The 20,282-nt window shown below is 72.8% G+C and carries 17 protein-coding genes; 11 read left to right on the top strand and 6 right to left on the bottom strand.

All coding sequences use genetic code 11. The features are described 5' to 3' along the window. Nucleotides 1-12 precede the first annotated feature (12 nt). From scy to OG509_RS25935, 6 genes are all read left to right on the top strand, one after another. Complete coding sequence (gene scy / locus OG509_RS25960; RefSeq protein ID WP_406184913.1) at nt 13-4,548, top strand: polarized growth protein Scy; 4,536 nt, start codon at nt 13-15, stop codon at nt 4,546-4,548. Nucleotides 4,549-4,741: 193 nt separating this feature from the next. After that, nucleotides 4,742-5,680: a cellulose-binding protein gene (locus OG509_RS25955; RefSeq protein WP_030153801.1), complete on the top strand. Its 939-nt coding sequence runs from the start codon at nt 4,742-4,744 to the stop codon at nt 5,678-5,680. 161 nt (nt 5,681-5,841) lie between these two features. Further along, the gene (locus OG509_RS25950; protein WP_406184911.1) at nt 5,842-6,843 is read left to right on the top strand and encodes an ABC transporter ATP-binding protein; all 1,002 of its coding nucleotides are present in this window, start codon (nt 5,842-5,844) and stop codon (nt 6,841-6,843) included. 2 nt (nt 6,844-6,845) lie between these two features. Next, a complete protein-coding gene (locus OG509_RS25945; protein ID WP_403725915.1) occupies nt 6,846-7,625 on the top strand; it encodes an ABC transporter permease subunit in 780 nt (259 codons plus the stop codon). Nucleotides 7,626-7,813: 188 nt separating this feature from the next. Beyond that, nucleotides 7,814-8,962 (top strand): ABC transporter ATP-binding protein, encoded by a 1,149-nt coding sequence (locus tag OG509_RS25940; RefSeq protein ID WP_406184909.1) that lies wholly within the window; start codon nt 7,814-7,816, stop codon nt 8,960-8,962. Next, the gene (locus tag OG509_RS25935) at nt 8,959-9,813 is read left to right on the top strand and encodes an ABC transporter permease (protein WP_406184907.1); all 855 of its coding nucleotides are present in this window, start codon (nt 8,959-8,961) and stop codon (nt 9,811-9,813) included. Before OG509_RS25940 ends, OG509_RS25935 begins: the two co-directional genes overlap by 4 nt. A gap of 15 nt (nt 9,814-9,828) precedes the next feature. Here OG509_RS25935 and OG509_RS25930 read toward each other — a convergent pair whose 3' ends face one another. Then, on the bottom strand, nt 9,829-10,155 hold the full coding sequence (locus OG509_RS25930) for a hypothetical protein (protein WP_030153796.1): 327 nt from the start codon (nt 10,153-10,155) through the stop codon (nt 9,829-9,831). Nucleotides 10,156-10,396: 241 nt separating this feature from the next. Here OG509_RS25930 and OG509_RS25925 point away from each other — a divergent pair, with 241 nt between their 5' ends. Beyond that, nucleotides 10,397-11,416 carry an LLM class flavin-dependent oxidoreductase gene (locus tag OG509_RS25925; protein WP_406184905.1) on the top strand — a complete coding sequence of 340 codons (1,020 nt, stop codon included), beginning with the start codon at nt 10,397-10,399 and terminating at the stop codon, nt 11,414-11,416. A 130-nt stretch (nt 11,417-11,546) separates the two neighbouring features. On the opposite strand, the gene OG509_RS25920 is transcribed toward OG509_RS25925, so the two are convergent. Then, nucleotides 11,547-11,939 carry an SCO5389 family protein gene (locus tag OG509_RS25920; protein ID WP_030153794.1) on the bottom strand — a complete coding sequence of 131 codons (393 nt, stop codon included), beginning with the start codon at nt 11,937-11,939 and terminating at the stop codon, nt 11,547-11,549. A 220-nt stretch (nt 11,940-12,159) separates the two neighbouring features. On the opposite strand from OG509_RS25920, the gene nucS reads away from it, so the two are divergent. Continuing rightward, nucleotides 12,160-12,831: an endonuclease NucS gene (gene nucS, locus OG509_RS25915; RefSeq protein ID WP_030153793.1), complete on the top strand. Its 672-nt coding sequence runs from the start codon at nt 12,160-12,162 to the stop codon at nt 12,829-12,831. Nucleotides 12,832-12,880: 49 nt separating this feature from the next. Here nucS and OG509_RS25910 read toward each other — a convergent pair whose 3' ends face one another. The 3 genes from OG509_RS25910 to OG509_RS25900 form a co-directional block, all read right to left on the bottom strand. Then, a complete protein-coding gene (locus tag OG509_RS25910; RefSeq protein ID WP_406184903.1) occupies nt 12,881-15,307 on the bottom strand; it encodes an ATP-binding protein in 2,427 nt (808 codons plus the stop codon). A gap of 190 nt (nt 15,308-15,497) precedes the next feature. Next, nucleotides 15,498-15,821 (bottom strand): STAS domain-containing protein, encoded by a 324-nt coding sequence (locus OG509_RS25905; protein WP_133896866.1) that lies wholly within the window; start codon nt 15,819-15,821, stop codon nt 15,498-15,500. A gap of 172 nt (nt 15,822-15,993) precedes the next feature. Then, on the bottom strand, nt 15,994-16,842 hold the full coding sequence (locus OG509_RS25900) for a 3-hydroxyacyl-CoA dehydrogenase family protein (RefSeq protein ID WP_406184902.1): 849 nt from the start codon (nt 16,840-16,842) through the stop codon (nt 15,994-15,996). A gap of 235 nt (nt 16,843-17,077) precedes the next feature. Between OG509_RS25900 and OG509_RS25895 the strand changes: the two genes are divergently transcribed. Next, complete coding sequence (locus OG509_RS25895) at nt 17,078-17,650, top strand: cob(I)yrinic acid a,c-diamide adenosyltransferase (protein WP_406184901.1); 573 nt, start codon at nt 17,078-17,080, stop codon at nt 17,648-17,650. On the opposite strand, the gene OG509_RS25890 is transcribed toward OG509_RS25895, so the two are convergent. After that, nucleotides 17,647-18,228: a hypothetical protein gene (locus tag OG509_RS25890; RefSeq protein ID WP_406184900.1), complete on the bottom strand. Its 582-nt coding sequence runs from the start codon at nt 18,226-18,228 to the stop codon at nt 17,647-17,649. The two genes, OG509_RS25895 and OG509_RS25890, sit on opposite strands and share 4 nt — an antisense overlap. A 178-nt stretch (nt 18,229-18,406) precedes the next feature. On the opposite strand from OG509_RS25890, the gene OG509_RS25885 reads away from it, so the two are divergent. Both OG509_RS25885 and OG509_RS25880 read left to right on the top strand, forming a co-directional pair. Then, nucleotides 18,407-19,615: a sensor histidine kinase gene (locus OG509_RS25885; RefSeq protein ID WP_406184899.1), complete on the top strand. Its 1,209-nt coding sequence runs from the start codon at nt 18,407-18,409 to the stop codon at nt 19,613-19,615. Then, nucleotides 19,612-20,265 (top strand): response regulator, encoded by a 654-nt coding sequence (locus OG509_RS25880; RefSeq protein ID WP_406184897.1) that lies wholly within the window; start codon nt 19,612-19,614, stop codon nt 20,263-20,265. Before OG509_RS25885 ends, OG509_RS25880 begins: the two co-directional genes overlap by 4 nt. Nucleotides 20,266-20,282 lie beyond the last annotated feature (17 nt).

Raw genomic sequence — 20,282 nt, 5'->3', positions numbered from 1 at the left:
TGGGACCGCGCTGTGCGGGGCTACGAAAGCCAGGAGAGCCATCAGGCTGAAGCCGACCATCTCTCGCGCTTCGAAGCCGAGATGGAGCGGCTGAAGAAGGAGCGCGGGAAGGCCGTCCAGCACGCCGAAGACCTCGGTTATCAGGTCGAGGTGCTGCGCGCCAAGCTCCATGAGGTACGCCGTAATCTGGCGTCCCGCCCCGCCTACGACAGTGCGGACATGGGCTACCAGGCGGAGCAGCTGCTCCGTAACGCCCAGATCCAGGCCGACCAGATGCGCTCGGACGCCGAGCGCGAACTGCGTGACGCCCGGGCGCAGACCCAGCGCATCCTCCAGGAGCACGCCGAGCACCAGGCGCGCCTGCAGGCCGAGCTGCACGCCGAGGCCGTCAATCGCCGCCAGCGCCTGGACCAGGAGCTCAACGAGCGCCGCCAGACCGTCGAGGCGCACGTCAACGAGAACGTGGCCTGGGCCGAGCAGCTGCGCGCCCGTACGGAGTCCCAGGCCCGCCGGCTCATGGACGAGTCCCGCGCCGAGGCCGAGCAGTCCCTGAACGCCGCCCGCGCCGAGGCCGCCCGCATCGCCGAGGAGACCCGCCGCCGGCTGACCGCCGACGCCGAGGCCGCCCGTGCGGAGACCGAGGCGACCCTGCTGCGCGCCCGCAAGGAGGCCGAGCGGCTGCTGACCGCCGCCTCCTCGCAGGCCCAGGAGGCCACCGAGCACGCCGAGCGGCTGCGCAGCAGCACCACCGCCGAGGCCGAGCAGACCCGCCAGCAGACCCTCGACCTCGGCCGGGTGGCCGAGCAGCGGGTCCAGGAGGCCGACGGCGCCCTGCGCACCGCGCGCGCCGAGGCCGAGAAGCTCCTCGCGGACGCCAAGGAGAGCTCCGCCCGCCAGCTCGCCTCGGCGGAGTCGGTGAACGAGCAGCGCACCCGCACGGCCAAGGAGCAGGTGGCCCGGCTGGTCGGCGAGGCCACCAAGGAGGCCGAGGTCCTCAAGGCCGAGGCCGAGCAGACCCTCGCCGACGCCCGCGCCGGCGTCGAGCGGCTGCGCGCGGAGGCCGCGGAGCAGGCCCGCGCGGCGGCGGCCGAGGACACGGCCGCCCAGCTGGCCAAGGCGGCCCGCACCGCAGAGGACGTACTGAACAAGGCCTCGGAGGACGCGCGGGCCACCACCCGCGCCGCCTCCGAGGAGGCCGAGCGGATCCGCCGCGAGGCCGAGTCCGAGGCGGAGCGGCTGCGCGCCCAGGCGGCGACCACGGCCGCAGAGCTCAAGGGCGCGGCGAAGGACGACACCGAGGAGTACCGGGCCCGGACCGTCGAGCTCCAGGAGGAGGCCCGGCGGCTGCGCGGCGAGGCCGAGCAGCTGCGCGCCGAGGCCGTCGCCGAGGGCGAGCGGATCCGCGGCGAGGCGCGCCGCGAGGCCGTCCAGCAGATCGAGGAGGCGGCCCGGACCGCCGAGGAGCTGCTGGGCAAGGCCAAGTCGGACGCGGACGAGCTGCGCGGCGGCGCGAGCGCCGAGAGCGAGCGGGTCCGTGCCGAGGCCGTCGAGCGGGCCACCCTGCTGCGCAAGCAGGCCGCGGAGACGCTGGAGCGCACGCGCGCCGAGGCGGAGCGGCTGCGCGGCGAGGCCGAGGAGCAGGCGGAGTCCGTACGGGCCGAGGCCGACGCGGCGGCCCGGGCGCGGCGCGAGGAGACCGAGCAGGCCATCGCGGCGAAGCGGGCGGAGGCCGACGAGGAGCTCGTACGCCTGCAGGCGGAGGCCGAAAGCCGACTGGGCACGGCCGAGCAGACGCTGCGCGACGCCCGCGGGGCGGCGGAGAACATCCGCCGGGAGACCGCCGAGGAGGCCGACCGGCAGCGCGCCGAGTCGGCGGAGCGGATCCGCAGCCTCCAGGCGCAGTCGGAGGCGGAGGCCGACCAGCTGCGCACGGACGCGGCGGACGACGCCGGGCGCACCCGTGCGGAGGCCGAGCAGGTCGCCGTACGGCTGCGCAGCGAGGCGGAGTCCGAGGCGGAGCGGGTGCGCACGGAGGCGCAGGAGACCGCGGACCGGCTGCGCGCGGAGGCGAAGGCCGCCGCCGAGCGGGTCGCCGCGGAGGCCGCCGAGGCGCTGGCCGCCGCGCAGGAGGAGGCCGCCCGGCGCCGCCGGGAGGCCGAGGGGACCCTTGCGTCGGCCCGTACGGACGCGGACAGCGAGCGGGCGCAGGCCCGCGAGCAGAGCGAGGAACTGCTGGCCTCGGCCCGCAAGCGCTCCGAGGAGGCGCAGGCCGAGGCGGCCCGCCTGACCGAGGAGGCGGAGCGGCGCGCCGCTGAGCTGGTTTCGGCGGCGGAAGCCACCGCCCAGCAGGTACGGGACTCCGTGGCCGGTCTGCGCGAGGAGGCCGAGGAGGAGATCACCGGGCTGCGCAGCGCCGCCGAGCACGCGGCGGAGCGTACGAAGACGGAGGCCGAGGAGGAGGCCGCGCGGGTCCGCGCGGACGCCTACGACGAGCGCGAGCGGGCCACCGAGGACGCCAACCGGATCCGTACCGAGGCGCGGGCGGAGACGGACGCGGCGAAGGCCCTGGCCGAGCGTACGGTCGGCGACGCGATCGCCGAGGCGGAGCAGCTGCGCGGCGACACCGCCGAGTACGCCCAGCGGGTGCGTACGGAGGCGACGGACGCGCTGGCCGCGTCCGAGCGCGACGCGGCCCGTACCCGGGCCGACGCCCGGGCCGACGCGAACCGGATCCGCGGCGAGGCGGCGGAGGCCCTGGAGGCATCGCGCGCCGAGGGCGGCCGGATCGTCGCGGAGGCGACGGCGGAGGCCGAGCGGCTGACCGGCGAGACCGAGGCGGCGAACGCCGTGACGGTCGGCGAGGCCGCGGCCGAGGCCGAACGGCTCACCACCGAGGCGGCCCTGGCCGCCGACGCCACCCGCACCGAGGCTGCGGGCATCCTGGACGAGGCCCGCTCCGAGGCCAACCGGCTGCGTACGGAGGCCGCCGAGCAGGCGGACCGGCTCATCACCGAGGCCGCGTCCGAGGCGGACAAGCTCACCTCGGAGACGCGCGCCGCGAACGAGGCCACGGTCGGGGAGGCGACGGCGAAGGCCGAGCGGCTCACCCGGCAGGCGTCCGACATGCTGGCCGCGGCCGAGCGGGACGCGGCGCGGGTCCTGGTCGACGCCCGCAACGAGGGCGACCGGCTGGTCGACGAGACGCGTGCGGCCAACGAGGCCACGGTCGGCGAGGCCGCGGCCGAGGCCGAGCGGCTGCGCGCCGAGGCGGCGCGGACCCTGGACGACGCCCGCGCGGAGGGCGGCCGGATCATCGGCGAGGCCACCGCGGAGGCCGACCGGGTCACGGTCGCGGCGAACGAGACCCTGGCGAGCGCCGAGCGGGAGTCGGAGCAGACGCTCGACGACGCGCGCGCCGAGGCGGGCCGGCTGCGCGGCGAGGCCGCCGAGCAGGCGGACCGGCTCATCACGGAGGCGGCGTCCGAGGCGGACAAGCTCACCGAGCAGACCCGCAGGGACAACGAGCGCACGGTCGGCGAGGCGCAGGCCGAGGCCGAACGGCTGCGCGCGGAGGCTTCGGAGGCCCTGGCCTCGGCGCAGGAGCACGCGACCCGTACCCGGTCGGAAGCCGACCGCGACAAGGCCGAGGCGGCGACGGAGGCGGAGCGCACGCGTACGGAGGCCCGCGCGGAGTCCGAGCGGCTGCTGGACGAGGCCCGCGAAGCCGCCAACAAGCGGCGCAGCGAGGCCGCGGAGCAGGTGGACCGGCTCATCACCGAGGCGGCGGCCGAGGCGGACATGCTCACCGGCGACGCGCAGGCGCAGGCCCTGGCCGCGACGACGGCGGCCGAGGAGCAGGCCGACGCGATGGTCGACGCGGCCCGCAAGGAGGCCGCGCGGATCTCGTCCGAGGCGACGGTCGAGGGCAACTCCCTGGTGGAGAAGGCCCGTACGGACGCGGACGAGCTGCTGGTCGGCGCCCGCAGCGATGCGGCCGCCATAAGGGAGCGGGCGGAAGAACTGCGTTCCCGCGTCGAGGGCGAGGTCGAGGAGCTGCACGAGCGGGCCCGCCGGGAGTCCGCCGAGCAGATGAAGTCGGCCGGCGACCGCGTGGACAAGCTCGTGCGGGCGGCGACCGAGCAGAGCGTCGAGGCCGAGGCGAAGGCCAAGGCGCTGGTGTCGGACGCGAGCAGCGAGGCGAGCAAGGTCCGGATCGCGGCGGTGCGCAAGGCGGAGGCGCTGCTCAAGGAGGCCGAGCAGAAGAAGGCCGAGCTGTCGCGGGTGGCCGAGAAGGCCCTCGCGGAGGCGCAGGCGGAGGCGGAGCGGCTGGTCGACGAGGGGCGCCGTGAGCTGGAGGTCCTGGTGCGCAGGCGCGAGGACATTCAGGCGGAGATCTCCCGTGTCCAGGACGTTCTTGAGGCGTTGGAATCATTCGAGGCGCCTTCGGGCGGCGGAAAGCCGGCGGTAGGCGGTCAGGGCGCGGGGGGCGTGAAGGCCGGAGCCACAGCCGGTTCCACTCGTTCGGGTGGCAAGGCATCGGAGGGCTAGCAATCGATCAGGATGTGTGTTCCTGATGGAGGTTCAGGCGAACGGGTGACAAGCATTCTGCCGCCTTGCCACTCAAATGGGGTGTCATTGTCCAGATCAAACGTGGATTGACTCGATGACACGCCGTTCGGGCGCCTAGGATTCCCCTAACACCTCACGTAGCACCTCATCGGTCTCATTCGACAGGAACCCCATGAGCGACACTTCCTCCCCCTTCGGCTTCGAGCTCGTGCGGCGTGGTTACGACCGCGGTCAGGTGGACGACCGCATTACCAAGCTGGTCTCCGACCGCGACAGCGCCCTTGGACGTATCAACTCTCTGGAAAAGCGGATCGAGGAGCTGCACCTCGAGACGCAGAACGCCCAGGCCCAGGTGAGCGACGCCGAGCCGTCGTACGCCGGCCTCGGCGCCCGGGTCGAGAAGATCCTGCGCCTGGCCGAGGAGGAGGCGAAGGACCTGCGCGAGGAGGCCCGTCGCGCGGCCGAGCAGCACCGCGAGCTCGCCGAGTCGGCTGCCCAGCAGGTGCGCAACGACGCCGAGTCGTTCGCCGCCGACCGCAAGTCGAAGGCGGAGGACGAGGGCGTCCGCATCGTCGAGAAGGCCAAGGGCGACGCCTCCACCCTGCGCGCCGAGGCCCAGAAGGACGCCGCCTCCAAGCGCGAGGAGGCCGACGCCCTGTTCGAGGAGACCCGCGCCAAGGCCGCCCAGGCCGCCGCGGACTTCGAGACCAACCTGGCCAAGCGCCGCGAGCAGTCCGAGCGCGACCTGGCCTCGCGTCAGGCCAAGGCCGAGAAGCGCCTCGCGGAGATCGAGCACCGCGCCGAGCAGCTGCGCCTGGAGGCCGAGAAGCTCCGTACGGACGCCGAGCGCCGCGCCCGCCAGACCGTCGAGACCGCGCAGCGCCAGGCCGAGGACATCGTCGCCGACGCCAACGCGAAGGCGGACCGTATCCGCAGCGAGTCCGAGCGCGAGCTGGCGGCGCTCACCAACCGCCGCGACTCGATCAACGCCCAGCTCACCAACGTCCGCGAGATGCTGGCGACGCTGACCGGTGCGGCCGTCGCGGCGGCCAACCCGATCGTCGACGACGAGCCGGTCACCCGCGGCGTTCCGGCGCAGCAGAGCCGCTAGTACGCACGCCGGTACGCGCGCTGGTACGTACGGCAGTTCACCGGCGGTCGACCGGTCGGACGGCCTCCGTCTACCGGCTCGTGGACGAACGTCCTGCCCGAGGGCCCTATGTCACCTGTTTGAGGTGGCGTGGGGCCCTCGGGCGTTCTAGCGTGAGCGGCATGATCGAGCTTGAGGGCCTTACGAAACGATTCGGCGCGAAGACCGCCGTGGACCACCTCAGCTTCCAGGTCAGACCGGGGGTGGTGACCGGCTTCCTCGGCCCCAACGGGGCCGGGAAGTCCACGACCATGCGCATGATGCTCGACCTCGACAACCCGACCAGCGGTACGGTCCGGATCGACGGGAAGCACTACCGGGACCTGCCGGAGCCGCTGAAGCACATCGGGGCGCTGCTGGACGCGAAAGCCATGAACGGCGGCCGCAGCGCATACAACAACCTTCTCTGCCTTGCCCAGTCGAACCGCATCCCGGAGCGCCGGGTCGCGGAGGTACTGGATCTTGTCGGGCTGACGCCGGTGGCGAAGAAGAAGTCGAAAGGATTTTCGCTGGGCATGGGCCAGCGGCTGGGAATCGCCTCTGCCCTGCTGGGTGACCCGGAGATCCTCATGTTCGACGAGCCCGTCAATGGTCTGGACCCGGAGGGAATTCTCTGGATCAGAAATCTTATGAAGGGGCTGGCGTCCGAGGGGCGGACGATCTTCGTCTCGTCCCACCTGATGAGCGAAATGGCGCTGACCGCGGACCATTTGATCGTCATCGGCCAGGGAAAGCTTCTGGCCGATATGTCTATGGCTGATTTCATTCACGAGAACTCGCGCAGCTACGTCCGGCTGCGCTCGCCGCAGCAGGAGCGGCTCAAGGACGTCCTGCACGAAGCCGGGATCGACGCCATCAGCGTCCCGGCCACCGGCGTGCTGGAGATCGACGGGGTGGCCCCGGAGCGGCTCGGCGAACTGGCCGCCCAGCACCAGATCGTGCTGCACGAACTCAGCCCGCAACGGGCTTCACTGGAGGAAGCGTTCATGCGCATGACGGCGGACTCCGTCGAGTACCACGCCCACGCACCGGGAGAACCGGGGCTGCCTCCGGGGCCCGGCCCCGCCGTCGACGCCCCCGCGTGGGGCGCCGGGTACGAGGCGACGCGCAAGGGCGGGCAGTGATCATGTCCTCCTTCCCCGCCGTCCTCCGGTCCGAGTGGACCAAGATCCGCACCGTCGCCTCCACCACCTGGACCCTGGTCGCAGCGCTGGTGGTCACGGTCGGCGTGAGCGCCGGCCTGTGCGCCGTCTTCAACGCCACCTTCAACGACATGCCGCAGGAGCAGCAGGTCACCTTCGACCCGACCCTGGCCAGCTTCGCGGGCATGACCCTCGGCCAGCTCGCCATGATCGTCTTCGGCGTGCTGGTGGTCGGCACCGAATACAGCTCGGGCATGATCCGCACCTCGCTGGCCGCCGTGCCGCGCCGGGCGAACTTCCTGGCCGGCAAGCTCATCGTGGCCACCGGCCTCGCACTGGTCGTGGGCCTCGTCACCAGCTTCCTGTCCTTCTTCCTGGGGCAGGCCATCCTGGGCGACCGCAGCATCGGCATCGACGCGCCGAACGTGCTGCGCGCCGTGATCGGCGCCGGCCTCTACATGGCCATGATCGCCCTGTTCTCGATGGGCGTGGCGACGATCCTGCGCAGCTCGATGCTGTCGCTCGGCATCCTGATGCCGTTCTTCTTCCTGGTCTCGACGATCCTCGGGGCGGTCAGCGCCACCCGCAAGGTCGCCCAGTACTTCCCGGACCAGGCGGGCTCCAAGATCATGCAGGTGGTCCCGGGCGCGATGGACAGCGGCGAGGCCCCCTACGGACCGTGGGGCGGCTTCGGGATCATGGCCCTGTGGGTGCTGGCCGCCGTACTCGGGGGCTACCTGGTGCTGAAGAAGCGCGACGCCTGATCCCTACGGGCGAGCGGCGTCCGTCCCCCGACGGACGCCGCAGGTACTACGGGTCATCCCCGGGTCGGAGTCAGGGACAGCTCAGGGATCCGGCCCGGGGTGGAACCGTAGGCGACTCGATATCCTCTTAACTCTTACGCGGACGAAAGCCGTCCGGTCCTGGCAAGGGGCAGAGCAGAGGCAGAGCAATGATCGAGGCTGTCGGCCTGACCAAGCGCTACGGCGCCAAGACCGCCGTCGACCAACTGTCCTTCCAGGTCAGGCCGGGTCACGTGACGGGATTCCTGGGGCCGAACGGCTCCGGGAAGTCCACCACCATGCGCATGATCCTCGGCCTGGACCGGCCCACGTCGGGCAGCGTGACGATCAACGGCCTGCCCTTCCGGCAGCTGCCGAACGCCCAGCGGCACGTCGGGGCCCTGCTCGACGCCAAGGCCGTGCACGGCGGCCGCCGCGCCCGCAGGCACCTGCTCTGCCTCGCCCAGCTCTCCGGCATCCCCGAGAAGCGCGTGGACGAGGTGCTGGCCGTCGTCGGCCTCCAGGACGTCTCCCGGCAGCGTACGAAGGGCTTCTCGCTCGGCATGGGCCAGCGGCTCGGCATCGCCTCCGCCCTCCTCGGCGACCCCCAGGTGCTGCTGTTCGACGAGCCGGTCAACGGGCTCGACCCCGAGGGCATCCTCTGGGTGCGCACGCTCATGCGCCGGCTCGCCGCCGAGGGCCGCACGGTGTTCGTCTCCTCACACCTGATGAGCGAGATGGCGCTGACCGCCGACCACCTCATCGTGATCGGCCGCGGGCGGCTGCTGGCCGACATGGGCACCCAGGAATTCATCGCGCACAACTCGGCCGGATTCGCGCGGGTGCGCGCGGCCGACAATGATCACGGTGGCCGGGATGCACTGGGTGAAGCCCTGACCAAGGCCGGCGGCCGGGTGCTCCAGGAGCCCGACGGGGCACTGCGCGTGACCGGCCTGGAGCTGCCGCGGATCTCCGACCTCGCCCACGAGGTGGGCGTACGGCTGTGGGAGCTGTCCCCGCACCGGGCCTCGCTGGAGGAGGCCTACATGCGGATGACCCAGGCCGACGTGGAGTACACCTCCACCGAGGACCCGCGCGCCGAGCTGTGGGAGCCGGAGCCGCTCACCGTCCCCGCCTGGGAGGACGAGCTCCAGGCGCCGGAGGTGCCGCGGGGCGCCTTCTTCGCTCCCCCGCCGCCCGGGGCGGGCGGACAGCCCTTCCTGATGCCCGCCGACCCCGGCGAGCTCGCCGGGACCTCCGGGACCGCCCAGAGCAACCCCCAGCACACCCCCAAGGACACCCGCGAGGACACCCGATGACCGGCCGCCCCACGACGCCCGCGAGCCCCACGAGCACCGCGGACCGGCCGAAGAGCTACAGCTCGCCGCTGGAGACGCCCCGGCCGCACCTCGGGCACGCCGTGGCCTCCGAGTGGACGAAGCTGGTCTCGGTCCGCTCGACCGTGTGGACGCTCGGCTCCCTGGTGCTGCTCGTCGTCGGCATCGGGCTGCTCGCCGTCTCCGAGACCCGCGCCGCCGACTACCGGGACGTGCCGCTCACGGCGCCCGCGCTGTTCGGGCTGCTGGTGGGCCAGATCCCCGTGATGGTGCTCGGCGTCCTGACGATCACCTCCGAGTACGGCACCGGGATGATCCGTACGACCCTGACCGCCGCCCCCGACCGGGCTCGGGTGCTGACCGCGAAGTACCTGGTGTTCGCCACCGCCGCCTTCCTCGCCGTCTTCGGTTCGGTGGCGGTCGTGGGACTGGCCTCCGCGATCCTGCGCGGCGGCGCCGCCTCCGGACCTCACGGCGCCGGCGAATGGGCCCACGCGCTGGCCGGCTGCGTCTACGTCACCGTGCTCGGGGTCCTGGGCCTGGCGATCGGGGCGATGCTGCGGCACTCCGCCGGGGCGATCGCCGTGATGCTGGGGCTGGTCACGCTGCCGCCGGTGATAGGGGCGATGCTCAGCATGTGGGAGACCTTGGCCCCGATCGGCAGCACCGTGCTCCGCTACAACGCCCCGGTCGCCCTCATGCGGCTGTTCGGCCTGCCGAACGCCGACACGGGGAACTCGCCCGGCAGCGCGGCCCAGGTGCTGCTGCTCCTGCTGGTGACGGGAGCCGCGGTGGCGGGCTCGTACCTGGTGGTCGGCCGCCGCGACGTCTGATCCCGTACGCGGGAGTCAGTATTTGGGAGCGTTCCTGGACCGCTGCACCCGCGAGGTGCGGCGGTCCTTCGCGTTCCAGCACGCCTTGTGCCAGTGCCGGCGGTCGTCCACGCCGCCGTACTCCGGCCAGGCCACCAGGTGCGGGGTGCCCGAGGGGATCTCCTGGTCGCAGCCCGGGCAGCGGTAGCGCTTGCCCGCCGCGCTCGCGCCCGCGACGTGCCGGACCTTCCACTCCTCGCCCTGGTACTCCTCCGTGCGTTCCAGCCCGAAGCGGTCGAGGCCGGTGTGGGGGCGTTCTTCCGGAGTCTCGCCGCCCCTGGGGCGGTTGTGGCGCGGTGACACGTATACCTCACGTATGGGCGAACGGAAGTGACTTTCTCCCAGACTACGCGCAGCGAGGCCGGGTACCCGCAGGGTGGCTGACAGAGGTCGGCCGACGGCGAGAGGCTCGCAGTCGGCCGACCCGACTATCCCAATAACTTTCGTGTCAGGCCGTGCCTTTGGCACGTGTCAGACGTTGTTGCCATCAGATGAACCGGTCCACCTGGGGGAGGCCGCGTCAGCCACGAGGAGGGTAAAGGCGATGCGCGTAGGAGCGTTTGTACTGGCGGCCCAGTTCCCGGGCCAGGGACAGGGGGAGGCGCTGCACCGGGCGGTGCGGACCGCCGAGGTGGCCGAGGAGGCGGGGCTCGACTCGGTGTGGCTCGCCGAGCACCACTTCGTCCCTTACGGGGTCTGCCCGTCGGCGGTGACCCTGGCGGCGCTGCTGCTGGGGCGGACGCGGCGGCTGCGGGTGGGCACGGCGGTGAGCGTGCTGCCGAACACGCACCCGGTGGCCCTCGGTGAGCAGGCGGCGCTGCTGCACCTGACCTCGGGCGGCCGGTTCACGCTGGGGGTGGGCCGGGGCGGGCCCTGGGTGGACCTGGAGGTGTTCGGCGGCGGCCTGGACGCTTACGAGAAGGAGTTCCCGGAGGGCCTGGACCTGCTGCGGCGCTGGCTTGCCGAGCCGCGGGTGGCGGCCGCCGGCGAGCGGTACGGGTTCCGCGAAGTGGCCGTCGTACCGCGTCCGTCGGAGGCGCTGGACGGGGACGGATCAGGGCCGGAAGTGATCGTCGCGTGCACCTCCCCCGCGTCGGTGCGGCTGGCCGCGGAGCGGGGGCTGCCGATGCTGCTGGGCATGCACTGCGGGGACGAGGACAAGGCGGAGATGGTCGCGCTGTACCGGCGTACGGCCGCGGCGGCGGGCCACGACCCGCACGCCCCGCACGTGTCGGCGGGCGTGTGCCAGCTGGCGGACCGTACGGCGGACGCCCGCGAGGCGCTGCTGAAGGCGATGCCGGGCTGGCTGAAGCAGGGGCTGGACGCGCACCTGACGGTGGACGGCCGGGAGCGCGCGATGCGGGACCCGGTTGCCTACACCGAGCTGCTGTGCGATCTGCACCCCGTGGGCACCCCGCGACTGGCGGCGAACCGGCTGGCGGCCACCTCGGAGCGGACGGGCATCACGCGGTTCGCGCTGCTGTCGGAGGGCTCCGGGGATCTCGCCGCGACGGAGGAGAACGTACGGCGCCTCGGCGCCGAGGTCCTGCCCCGTCTCGGCTGAGGCTGCCGCCCCGGTATCAATGGCACCTCCCCCGATACGGAGCGGCAGCGAAGTGCGGTCGTGCGGATCTTGTGCATGTCATTGCACGTCAGGCATGTCATGCGGGTCACGGGTCATACCGGTCGTACGGTCAGCAGTCCCGGAGCTCGGGCGACTGGTTGAGCAGCTGGCCGCGGATCGAAGTGAACTTGGCGAGCCGGTCGTCCGACGAGGGATCCAGCGGGAACACGGCCACCCGGTGGCAGTTCTGGAACGCCAGGCGCACCCCGAAGTGCCGCTGCAGCGCACCACGTATCGCGTCACTCGCGAGAGCGCGCAGCAGCTGTCCACGCGCCTGCTCGTCGGGCGGCGGCGTCTGGTTGTCGGCGAACTCTCCGCCGTCCACCTTCAGCTGTGCCACCAGCGAGCTGATCATCTCCCATGCGAAGGGCAGGGAGGTCCGGACGCAGTCGACGAAAGCGGCTTCGTCGACCTCGCCTCGCTCGGCCTGTTCGAGTAGGGCCGGTGAGACGTCGAGCGACATGGGTTCTCCTCTCGCGACCCCGGCCGTTTGGGTTGCCGGAGTCTTACGGGCAGGGAAGGAGGCCGCGACGCAGAGTGCACGCTCCGCCACCTCCTGCTCACCACGGTAGGCGCCCCGTGGGTGGCGCACCAGGAGAATGCGCATACAACGCGCCATCGGCGAACGGGGCTTTCGGGGGCGAATCGCGTGGAGGGCTTCTCGTCGAGTAGCGTTGCCGACCATGCGTCTCGTCATTGCCCGCTGCTCCGTCGACTACGCGGGCCGGCTCACCGCCCATCTGCCCTCGGCACCCCGTCTGATCCTCGTGAAGGCCGACGGCAGTGTCTCGATCCACGCGGACGACCGGGCGTACAAACCGCTCAACTGGATGTCGCCCCCCTGCACCCTCAAGGAGGGGAGCGGGGACGAGGCCGGCGTCTGGACGGTCGTCAACAAGGCGGGCGAGAAGCTCATCATCACCATGGAGGAAGTCCTCCACGACTCCTCCCACGAGCTGGGCATCGACCCGGGTCTGATCAAGGACGGCGTGGAAGCACACCTCCAGGAGCTCCTGGCCGACCGCATCGAAACGCTGGGCGACGGCTACACGCTGATCCGGCGCGAGTACATGACGGCGATCGGTCCGGTGGACATCCTGTGCCGGGACGCCTCCGGCGGCACGGTGGCGGTGGAGATCAAGCGGCGCGGCGAGATCGACGGCGTCGAGCAGCTGACCCGCTACCTGGAGCTCCTGAACCGGGACCCGCATCTGGCGCCGGTGCGCGGCGTTTTCGCGGCCCAGGAGATCAAGCCCCAGGCCCGCGTTCTGGCCACGGACCGCGGCATGGACTGCGTGGTCCTGGACTACAACGCCCTGCGCGGCATCGAGGACGACAAGCTCCGCCTGTTCTGACGGCCGCGCCGGGCCAACGGCGGGCCCCGGCGGGCCCGCCCGGCGCGGCTTACGCCGTCGCCGACGGGCTGGCCGGTGTGGCCGTCGCGGTGGGCGTCGGAGTCGGAGTCGGCGTGGGATCCGCCGTCGGCGTGCTCGGCGACGGGTCCGGGGACGGGGGCTTCGGTCCGGTCGGAGACGGCTTCTGCGACGGCGGCGGCGTGACCGGCTTGCGCGACGGGGGACGCTGCGGCTGGTTCGGGTCGGGGGTGAGGGTCGATTCCGGGGATCCCGGATCCGAGGCTTCGGGGGCCGGAGTTCCCGGGTCCGGTGCAGGATCGTTCCCGCTCGTGCCCGCCACACCAGGCACCGTTGCCCGAGGCTTCGGCGTCGACGACACCGCCGGGCCGTCCCCGCCCGCCGGGGTCTGGGGGTCGCCGTCCGAGCCCGTCATCGCCAGGGCCATCACCGTGCCCAGCGCCACCACCGTCAGCGCTCCCGCCGCGGCCAGCAGCACCGGCTTGCGGCGCGGCTGCTTGCGCGGCGCCGGCGCGGGTACGGGCGCCATCGTCGGGGCCGGCTTCGGGGTGAGGGGGAAGGCCTCCTCGAACACCTCGGTGAGGGTCGTCGGGGCCTCCGATCGGCCGATCACCGGCACGACCGGCGCCACTGCGGCCACCGCTGCCGCTGCGGGCACCTGTGGCGCCGTGGACGCGGCCACGGGCAGCGCCGTCGTCACCGCCTCCGCAGCCCCTGTGGCCCCTGGAGCCCCCGCAGGCGCCGGCGCCTCCAGCCGCAGTGGCGGCGACACCTCCACCCCCGCCTTCTCGCGGTCGGCGACCAGCGCGAGCGCCCGCCGCCCCGCCACGGTGCCCCGCTTGTCGGCGAGCGCGCCCTTCAGGCCTATGGAGGCCTCCAGTTCGGCCCGCGCCCGGTCCAGGCGCCCCTCGCACAGCGCGAGTACGCCGAGCTCGTGGTGGAAGTACGCCTGCTCCGCTACCTCTCCCGCCTTGCGCGCCGCCTCGGCCCCCGAGCGCAGCACCCGCTCCCACGCCTCCCAGTGCCGCGAGGCCGCGAGGGCCGGGGCCGCGGTCCGGGCCAGCATTACGGCGGCCACCACGTCCGCGCCGGCCAGCGCCGCCAGCACCGCGTCGGCCTCCGCCGCGACCCGCTCCGGGGTCACCGAGGCGTGTCCGGTCCACCAGGCGTAGTGGCGGGCGGCCGTACGGGCCTCCTCCGCCGCGGTGTCCGCGTACCCGGCCTCCTCCAGCTGCCGTGCGACCCCGGCGGCCAGCCGGTAGCGGGTGCCGACCGGGGTGAGCAGTCCGCAGCCCAGCAGTTCCGCGACCGCCGCGTCGGCGTGGGTGTCCCCCACGAGCGCCGGCAGGTGGGCGTGGTGCGGGAGCTCCCCGCCCAGCGCGCACGCGATCCGCAGCGCCGCCCGCGCCGACTCGCTGACCCGGGAGGCCAGCAGCTCGGCGGGGGCCGCGCCCTCGGCCAGGGTCGGCAGCGCCACGAACGCGGCGTCGCGCGGCCGCTCCTCGAAGACTCCCGGCTCCTCGTCCTCGTCCCCAGCCGAGGAAAGGTTTCGCTCGTCGCGCTGGCGCAGCAGCGCCGCCGCCTGGACGAAGCGCAGCGGCAGTCCTTCCGACGCGAACCGCAGGTCGCCCGCCCAGGCGGTCTCCTCCTCGGTCAGCGCCCGGCCCATGCCCGCTTCCAGCAGCTGCACGCAGTCGGCCCGGCCGAGCCCGCCGAGGAAGACCTCCTCCAGGTGCGAGTCGTCGGAGGGGGCGCGGGTGTCGGGGGTGGCGGCCAGCAGGTAGGCGCACTCGGGGGTGGCGCGCAGCAGCTCGTCGAGGGGGGCGCCGCCCATCTCCAGGTCGTCGAGGAGCACGATGGCGCCGATGTCCCGTACGCGGGCGAGGAGTTGGGTGCGCTCGGGCCGCTCCTGCGAGGCCTCGTACACGGCGGCGTACAGCGCGTGCAGCAGTTCGCCGGGCTGCTGGTGCCCGTACCCGCTGAGCCGTACGACGCCGTCGGGCGCCAGGCGCGCGCAGTCGACGGAGACCGCGTCGAGCAGGGCGCTGCGGCCGGAGCCCGCGGGGCCGGTCAGCCGTACGGAGCGGCCGCGGCCCAGCAGCCGTACGAGGCGCTCGCGCTCCTCCTCGCGGGCGAGGAGCGGCGGGGCCGGGGCGGCGGGGCCGGGCAACAGGGGCGGCCGCGAGGCGGCGTCCCGGGCGGCGCGGTCGGCGGCGTCGCGCTTGGCGGGGGCGGTGCCGCCGGTGCCGGGCCGGCGCGGTTCTATCTCGCTGCCGTCGACGGGGTTCACGGTGAGCGTGAAGTCCCCGGCGGTGAGGGTGACGACGCGCGCGACGGCGGGGCCGGCGGGAGCCGGTGCGGGCGCCGCGGAAGCCGTCGCCGTGGGCGCCTTCACCGGAGGCACGGGTGCCGCCGCGGGCTGCTCCACCGGTTCGGGCTGCCCCTGCGTGCGGTCCATGACCTAGTCCCCCGATCGCGCCCTGCGCCTAGCCGTCGTGTCGTACCGTCCGGCCTTCGCACATTCCGCTGTCGCTACGGGTCCGGTTACCGCCCGAACCCTAGACGGTGCCCGGTCGTGCACGGAACCGCAGGGGTGCCATCACCACCGGACCGTTACGTTTCCGCAGGAATGGTGGACGGTGGCCGCGTCAGACCCTCGGGAGGGATTCCGCTTCCAGCCCGCCCTCGATCGCGAGGATGCGGTGCAGCCGGGTGGCGACGAGGAGGCGCTGCATCTGCGGCGGCACCCCGCGCAGGACGAGGCGGCGGCCGGTCCGGCCGGCCCGCCGGTGGGCTCCCATGATCACGCCGAGCCCGGTCGCGTCCCAGGAGTCGAGACCGGTGAGGTCCAGCACGAGGTCGCCGTGGCCGTCGTCGAGGGCGGCGTGGAGGGCCGTACGGGCGTCCGCCGCGCTGCGCACGTCGAGGCGGCCCCCGACAGCGAGTTCGGCGTGGTCGCCCCTGATGTGCATATGTGCTCCCGGCAGTCCTGGGTACGGGTACGTAGGGATCCGACTGGTCCGCGGTCGGCAACTCTCACTGCATCTGACTGCCGTTCGGGCAGCGAGGTTGCCGACCGTGAGCGAACCGATACCTAATTCACCCGTGCGGGTGCGGATATTCGAACTGGCGCTCAGTGTCGCTTCAGTGCTTGTAGAAGCCCTGACCGCTCTTGCGGCCGATGTCGCCGGCGTCCACCATGCGGCGCATGAGCTCCGGCGGCGCGAACTTCTCGTCCTGGGACTCGGTGTAGATGTTGCTGGTGGCGTGCAGCAGGATGTCGACGCCGGTGAGGTCGGCGGTGGCGAGCGGCCCCATGGCGTGGCCGAATCCCAGCTTGCAGGCGATGTCGATGTCCTCGGCGGAGGCCACGCCCGATTCGTACAGCTTCGCGGCTTCGACGACCAGGGCGGAGATCAGACGGGTCGTCACGAAACCGGCGACGTCGCGGTTGACGACGATGCAGGTCTTGCCGACGGACTCGGCGAACGCGCGGGTGGTCGCGAGGGTCTCGTCGCTCGTCTTGTAGCCGCGGACGAGCTCGCAGAGCTGCATCATCGGGACGGGCGAGAAGAAGTGCGCGCCGACGACGCGCTCCGGACGCTCCGTCACGGCCGCGATCTTGGTGATCGGGATGGCGGAGGTGTTGGACGCGAGGATCGCGTCGTCGCGTACGAGCTTGTCGAGCGCACGGAAGATCTCGTGCTTGACCTCGAGCTTCTCGAAGACGGCCTCGACGACGATGTCGACGTCGGCCACCGCGTCGAGGTCGGTGGTGGTCTTGATGCGGGCGAGCGCGGCCTCGGCGTCCCCGGCCGTCATCTTGCCCTTCGAGACGAACTTGTCGTACGAGGCCTTGATGCCGTCGGTGCCGCGGGTCAGCGCGGCGTCGGTGACATCACGCAGTACGACGTCCCACCCCGCCTGAGCGGAGACCTGAGCGATTCCGGAACCCATCAGTCCGGCACCGATGACGGCGAGCTTCCCAGCCACTGCACACCCCACGTTCTTCCATACGGCCCAGTCTCGTAAGCCTCTCCGGCGGAGACTAGCGCCAGCGGAGGTTCGTGTGACCGCGAAGTAACACGCGTCACGTCTCAACTGACGGACATCACACCGATCCGGCCCAGCGTCCCCCCGCCCGCAGCCAGTTCACCCGGAGACCACCGAGGCGCACCGCCGAGAGGTCCGCGTGCGGGATTCCAGCACGGCTCACTAGGCTGGCCGCATGGTGAACCTCACGCGCATCTACACCCGCACCGGCGACAAGGGCACGACCGCTCTCGGTGACATGAGCCGGACGGCCAAGACCGATCTGCGGATCTCCGCCTACGCCGACGCCAACGAGGCAAACGCGGCCATCGGCACGGCGATCGCCCTCGGCGGGCTGCCGAAGGATGTCGTGAAGGTCCTGGTACGGGTGCAGAACGACCTGTTCGACGTCGGCGCCGACCTGTGCACGCCGGTCGTCGAGAACCCCGAGTACCCGCCGCTGCGCGTCGAGCAGTTCTACGTCGACAAGCTCGAAGCCGACTGCGACACCTTCAACGAGGAGCTGGAGAAGCTGCGCAGCTTCATCCTCCCCGGCGGCACCCCCGGCGCGGCCCTGCTGCACCAGGCCTGCACCGTGGTCCGCCGCGCCGAGCGCTCCACCTGGGCGGCCCTGGAGGTGCACGGCGAGGTGATGAACCCGCTGACCGCGACCTACCTCAACCGCCTCTCCGACCTCCTCTTCATCCTGGCCCGTACGGCCAACAAGGAGGTCGGCGACGTCCTCTGGGTGCCCGGCGGCGAGCGCTAGAGCCGGCTCCGGCGCTCGGCCGCGGCCCGTTCCTCCTGCGGCCGGGCCGCAGGGGGCTTTCGCGGCCAGAACGTGTACGAGGCGGCGATCACGGCCTGGATGCCGAGCACGCGCAGGGCGACGTACTGCCAGCTCTGGAGGCTGCCGGTGTCGGCCGCGTCGCCCACGTACCAGATCGCGCCCTGGAGCAGCCCGAGCGCGACGGCCGCCCCGAGCAGCGTGCGCGTCCACAGCTTCCACTCGTGGACCGCCCTGGCCTTGCCGTACTTCGGGCCGGGCGGCTTCGGGCCCCCGGCGAGGCGGTACGCCGCGTGCCGGTCGAGCCACTCCACCGTGTAGTGGCCGTAGCCGACGGTGTAGCCGATGTAGAGCGCGGCCAGGCCGTGCCTCCAGCTCGGCTCACCCCCGTTCTTGAGGTCCACGGCGGTGGCCACCAGCAGGACCAGCTCCAGCAGCGGCTCGCACAGCAGGACCGTCGCCCCCAGCCTCGGCATCTTCGCGAGGTAGCGCAGCGCCAGTCCTCCGGCCAGCAGCACCCAGAAGCCGACCTCGCAGGCGATGATCAGTACGACGAGCACCGGATTCTCCCTTCCGTTGCCGCTTCGACAACCGGTGCATCCAGCCTCCCGCCCGATCCGTACCGCTTCGTCGTCGCCGGTGACGAACCGTGACTGCATCCTTCGGTGTAGCGCCGCCCCGCCCGGGCTCCGCCCCGGAGGCGACGCCCAGCCCTCCGCCACCCTGTTGGATGGGACCGTGACCCCGACCATCGCCCCTGCGACGCCCGCCAGGACCTTCCGCCCCCACCGCGACGACGTCCTCCTCGCGGTGTTCAGCGTGCTCGCGGGCCTGCTGCTCTGGTCGCTCGGCATCTACAGCACGAGCAACCGGCACTTCTTCCCCCCGTGGGCCGCCCTCGTCCCGCTCCTCGTGCTCGGCCCGATGGAGCTGCTGCGCCGCACCGCGCCCAACACCACCCTGGCCGTCGGCACGATCGGCGTGGTCGCCGACCAGTTCACCGTGGGCAATCTCGCCACGGTCCTGATCTTCACGGACCTGATGTACGCGGCCGTCGTCTACGGCAAACCCGCCATGGCCCGGCGGCTCCCGGTGTCCACCGGACTGACCACCATCACCGTCACCATCGCCGCCGTGGCCTGGCTGCGCACCCCGCAGTCCCTGATGATCGGCGTGATCACCGGCATCGTCTGCTTCGGCCCGGCCGTGACCGGCGCCACCCTGCGCAACCACCGCGAGGCCGCCGAGGCCGCCCGGCTGCGCGCCGAGCAGACCGCGCTGCTGGCCGAAATGGACCGCAGCCAGGCCGTCGTCGCCGAGCGCGCCCGGATGGCCCGCGAGCTGCACGACATGGTGGCCAACCACCTCTCCGCCATCGCCATCCACTCCACGGCCGCACTGTCCATCGACTCCCCCGGGACGAGCCGGGAGGCCCTCGGGGTGATCCGGGAGAACAGCGTGCAGGGGCTGGCCGAGATGCGCCGCCTGATCGGGCTGCTGCGGGAGGCGGGCGCCGAGCAGGAGGCGGTCGCCACGCCCTCCCTCGGCGGGCTCGACGCCCTGCTGGAGCAGGCCCGTGTCAACGGCGCCGCGAGCGGGCTGGACTTCGTACTGCTCGACGACCGGCCGCCCGGAGAGCAGCTGCCGGCCCCCGTGGAGCTGGCGGCGTACCGGATCGTCCAGGAGTCGCTGACGAACACCCTCAAGCACGCCGCCCCGGGCACGGTCCGGGTCGGCGTGGCGCGCGCGGACGGGCTGCTGACCGTACGGGTGGAGTCCCCGTACGGGGACCGGCCGGGCCCCCGCGCCCCCGGTTCGGGGGCCGGGCTGATCGGCATGAGGGAGCGGACGGAGCTGCTGGGCGGCGAGTTCGCGGCGGGCCGTACGGGATCGGTGTGGCTGGTGCGGGCGGAGCTGCCCGCGGAAGAGAAGGCGGTGACCGGATGAACATCCGGGTGGTGGTGGCCGAGGACCAGAGTGCCGTACGGGCCGGGCTGGTGCTGATCCTGCGCAGCGCGGGGGACGTCGAGGTCGTGGGCGAGGCGGCGGACGGGGAGGAGGCGGTGCGCCTGGCGCGGGAGCTGCGGCCGGACCTCGTCCTCATGGACGTGCAGATGCCGCGGCTCGACGGGGTGTCGGCGACCCGCCAGGTGGTCGGGGAGGGGCTGGCGGACGTCCTGGTCCTCACCACCTTCGACCTGGACGAGTACGTGTTCGGCGCCCTGCGTGCGGGGGCGGCGGGCTTCCTGCTGAAGAACGCGGACGCGGCGGAGCTGATCGAGGCGGTACGGACGGTCGCGCGCGGGGAGGGCCTGATCGCCCCGGCGGTGACCCGGCGGCTGATCGCCGAGTTCTCCGCTCCGCGGCCCGTGAAGGCCCCGGTGTCGCCGGAGACGGCCGCGGCGGTGGCCTCGCTGACGCGGCGGGAGCGGGAGGTGCTCGGCGCTCTGGGCGAGGGGCTCTCGAACGCGGAGATCGCGCTGCGGCTGGTGATGGCGGAGGCGACGGTGAAGACGCACGTCAGCAGGCTGCTGGGGAAGCTGGAGCTGCGCAGCCGGGTCCAGGCGGCCGTGCTGGCCCAGGAGTTGGGCCTCTAGAGGCCCACCGGAGCGAA

Origin of the sequence: Streptomyces sp. NBC_01006 (assembly GCF_045162725.1) — a bacterium.
In the GTDB taxonomy this organism is placed as follows: Bacteria; Actinomycetota; Actinomycetes; order Streptomycetales; family Streptomycetaceae; genus Streptomyces.
This window is presented reverse-complemented; position numbering and strand designations above follow the sequence as displayed.

What these genes read in the sequence shown, in the direction of transcription:
- OG509_RS25955 (WP_030153801.1), top strand. Translation starts at nt 4,742, where the DNA reads ATGAGCGACACTTCCTCCCCCTTCGGCTTCGAGCTCGTGCGGCGTGGT.
- OG509_RS25950 (WP_406184911.1), top strand. Translation starts at nt 5,842, where the DNA reads ATGATCGAGCTTGAGGGCCTTACGAAACGATTCGGCGCGAAGACCGCC.
- OG509_RS25945 (WP_403725915.1), top strand. Translation starts at nt 6,846, where the DNA reads ATGTCCTCCTTCCCCGCCGTCCTCCGGTCCGAGTGGACCAAGATCCGC.
- OG509_RS25940 (WP_406184909.1), top strand. Translation starts at nt 7,814, where the DNA reads ATGATCGAGGCTGTCGGCCTGACCAAGCGCTACGGCGCCAAGACCGCC.
- OG509_RS25935 (WP_406184907.1), top strand. Translation starts at nt 8,959, where the DNA reads ATGACCGGCCGCCCCACGACGCCCGCGAGCCCCACGAGCACCGCGGAC.
- OG509_RS25925 (WP_406184905.1), top strand. Translation starts at nt 10,397, where the DNA reads ATGCGCGTAGGAGCGTTTGTACTGGCGGCCCAGTTCCCGGGCCAGGGA.
- OG509_RS25920 (WP_030153794.1), bottom strand. Translation starts at nt 11,939, where the DNA reads ATGTCGCTCGACGTCTCACCGGCCCTACTCGAACAGGCCGAGCGAGGC.
- nucS (WP_030153793.1), top strand. Translation starts at nt 12,160, where the DNA reads ATGCGTCTCGTCATTGCCCGCTGCTCCGTCGACTACGCGGGCCGGCTC.
- OG509_RS25910 (WP_406184903.1), bottom strand. Translation starts at nt 15,307, where the DNA reads ATGGACCGCACGCAGGGGCAGCCCGAACCGGTGGAGCAGCCCGCGGCG.
- OG509_RS25905 (WP_133896866.1), bottom strand. Translation starts at nt 15,821, where the DNA reads ATGCACATCAGGGGCGACCACGCCGAACTCGCTGTCGGGGGCCGCCTC.
- OG509_RS25895 (WP_406184901.1), top strand. Translation starts at nt 17,078, where the DNA reads ATGGTGAACCTCACGCGCATCTACACCCGCACCGGCGACAAGGGCACG.
- OG509_RS25880 (WP_406184897.1), top strand. Translation starts at nt 19,612, where the DNA reads ATGAACATCCGGGTGGTGGTGGCCGAGGACCAGAGTGCCGTACGGGCC.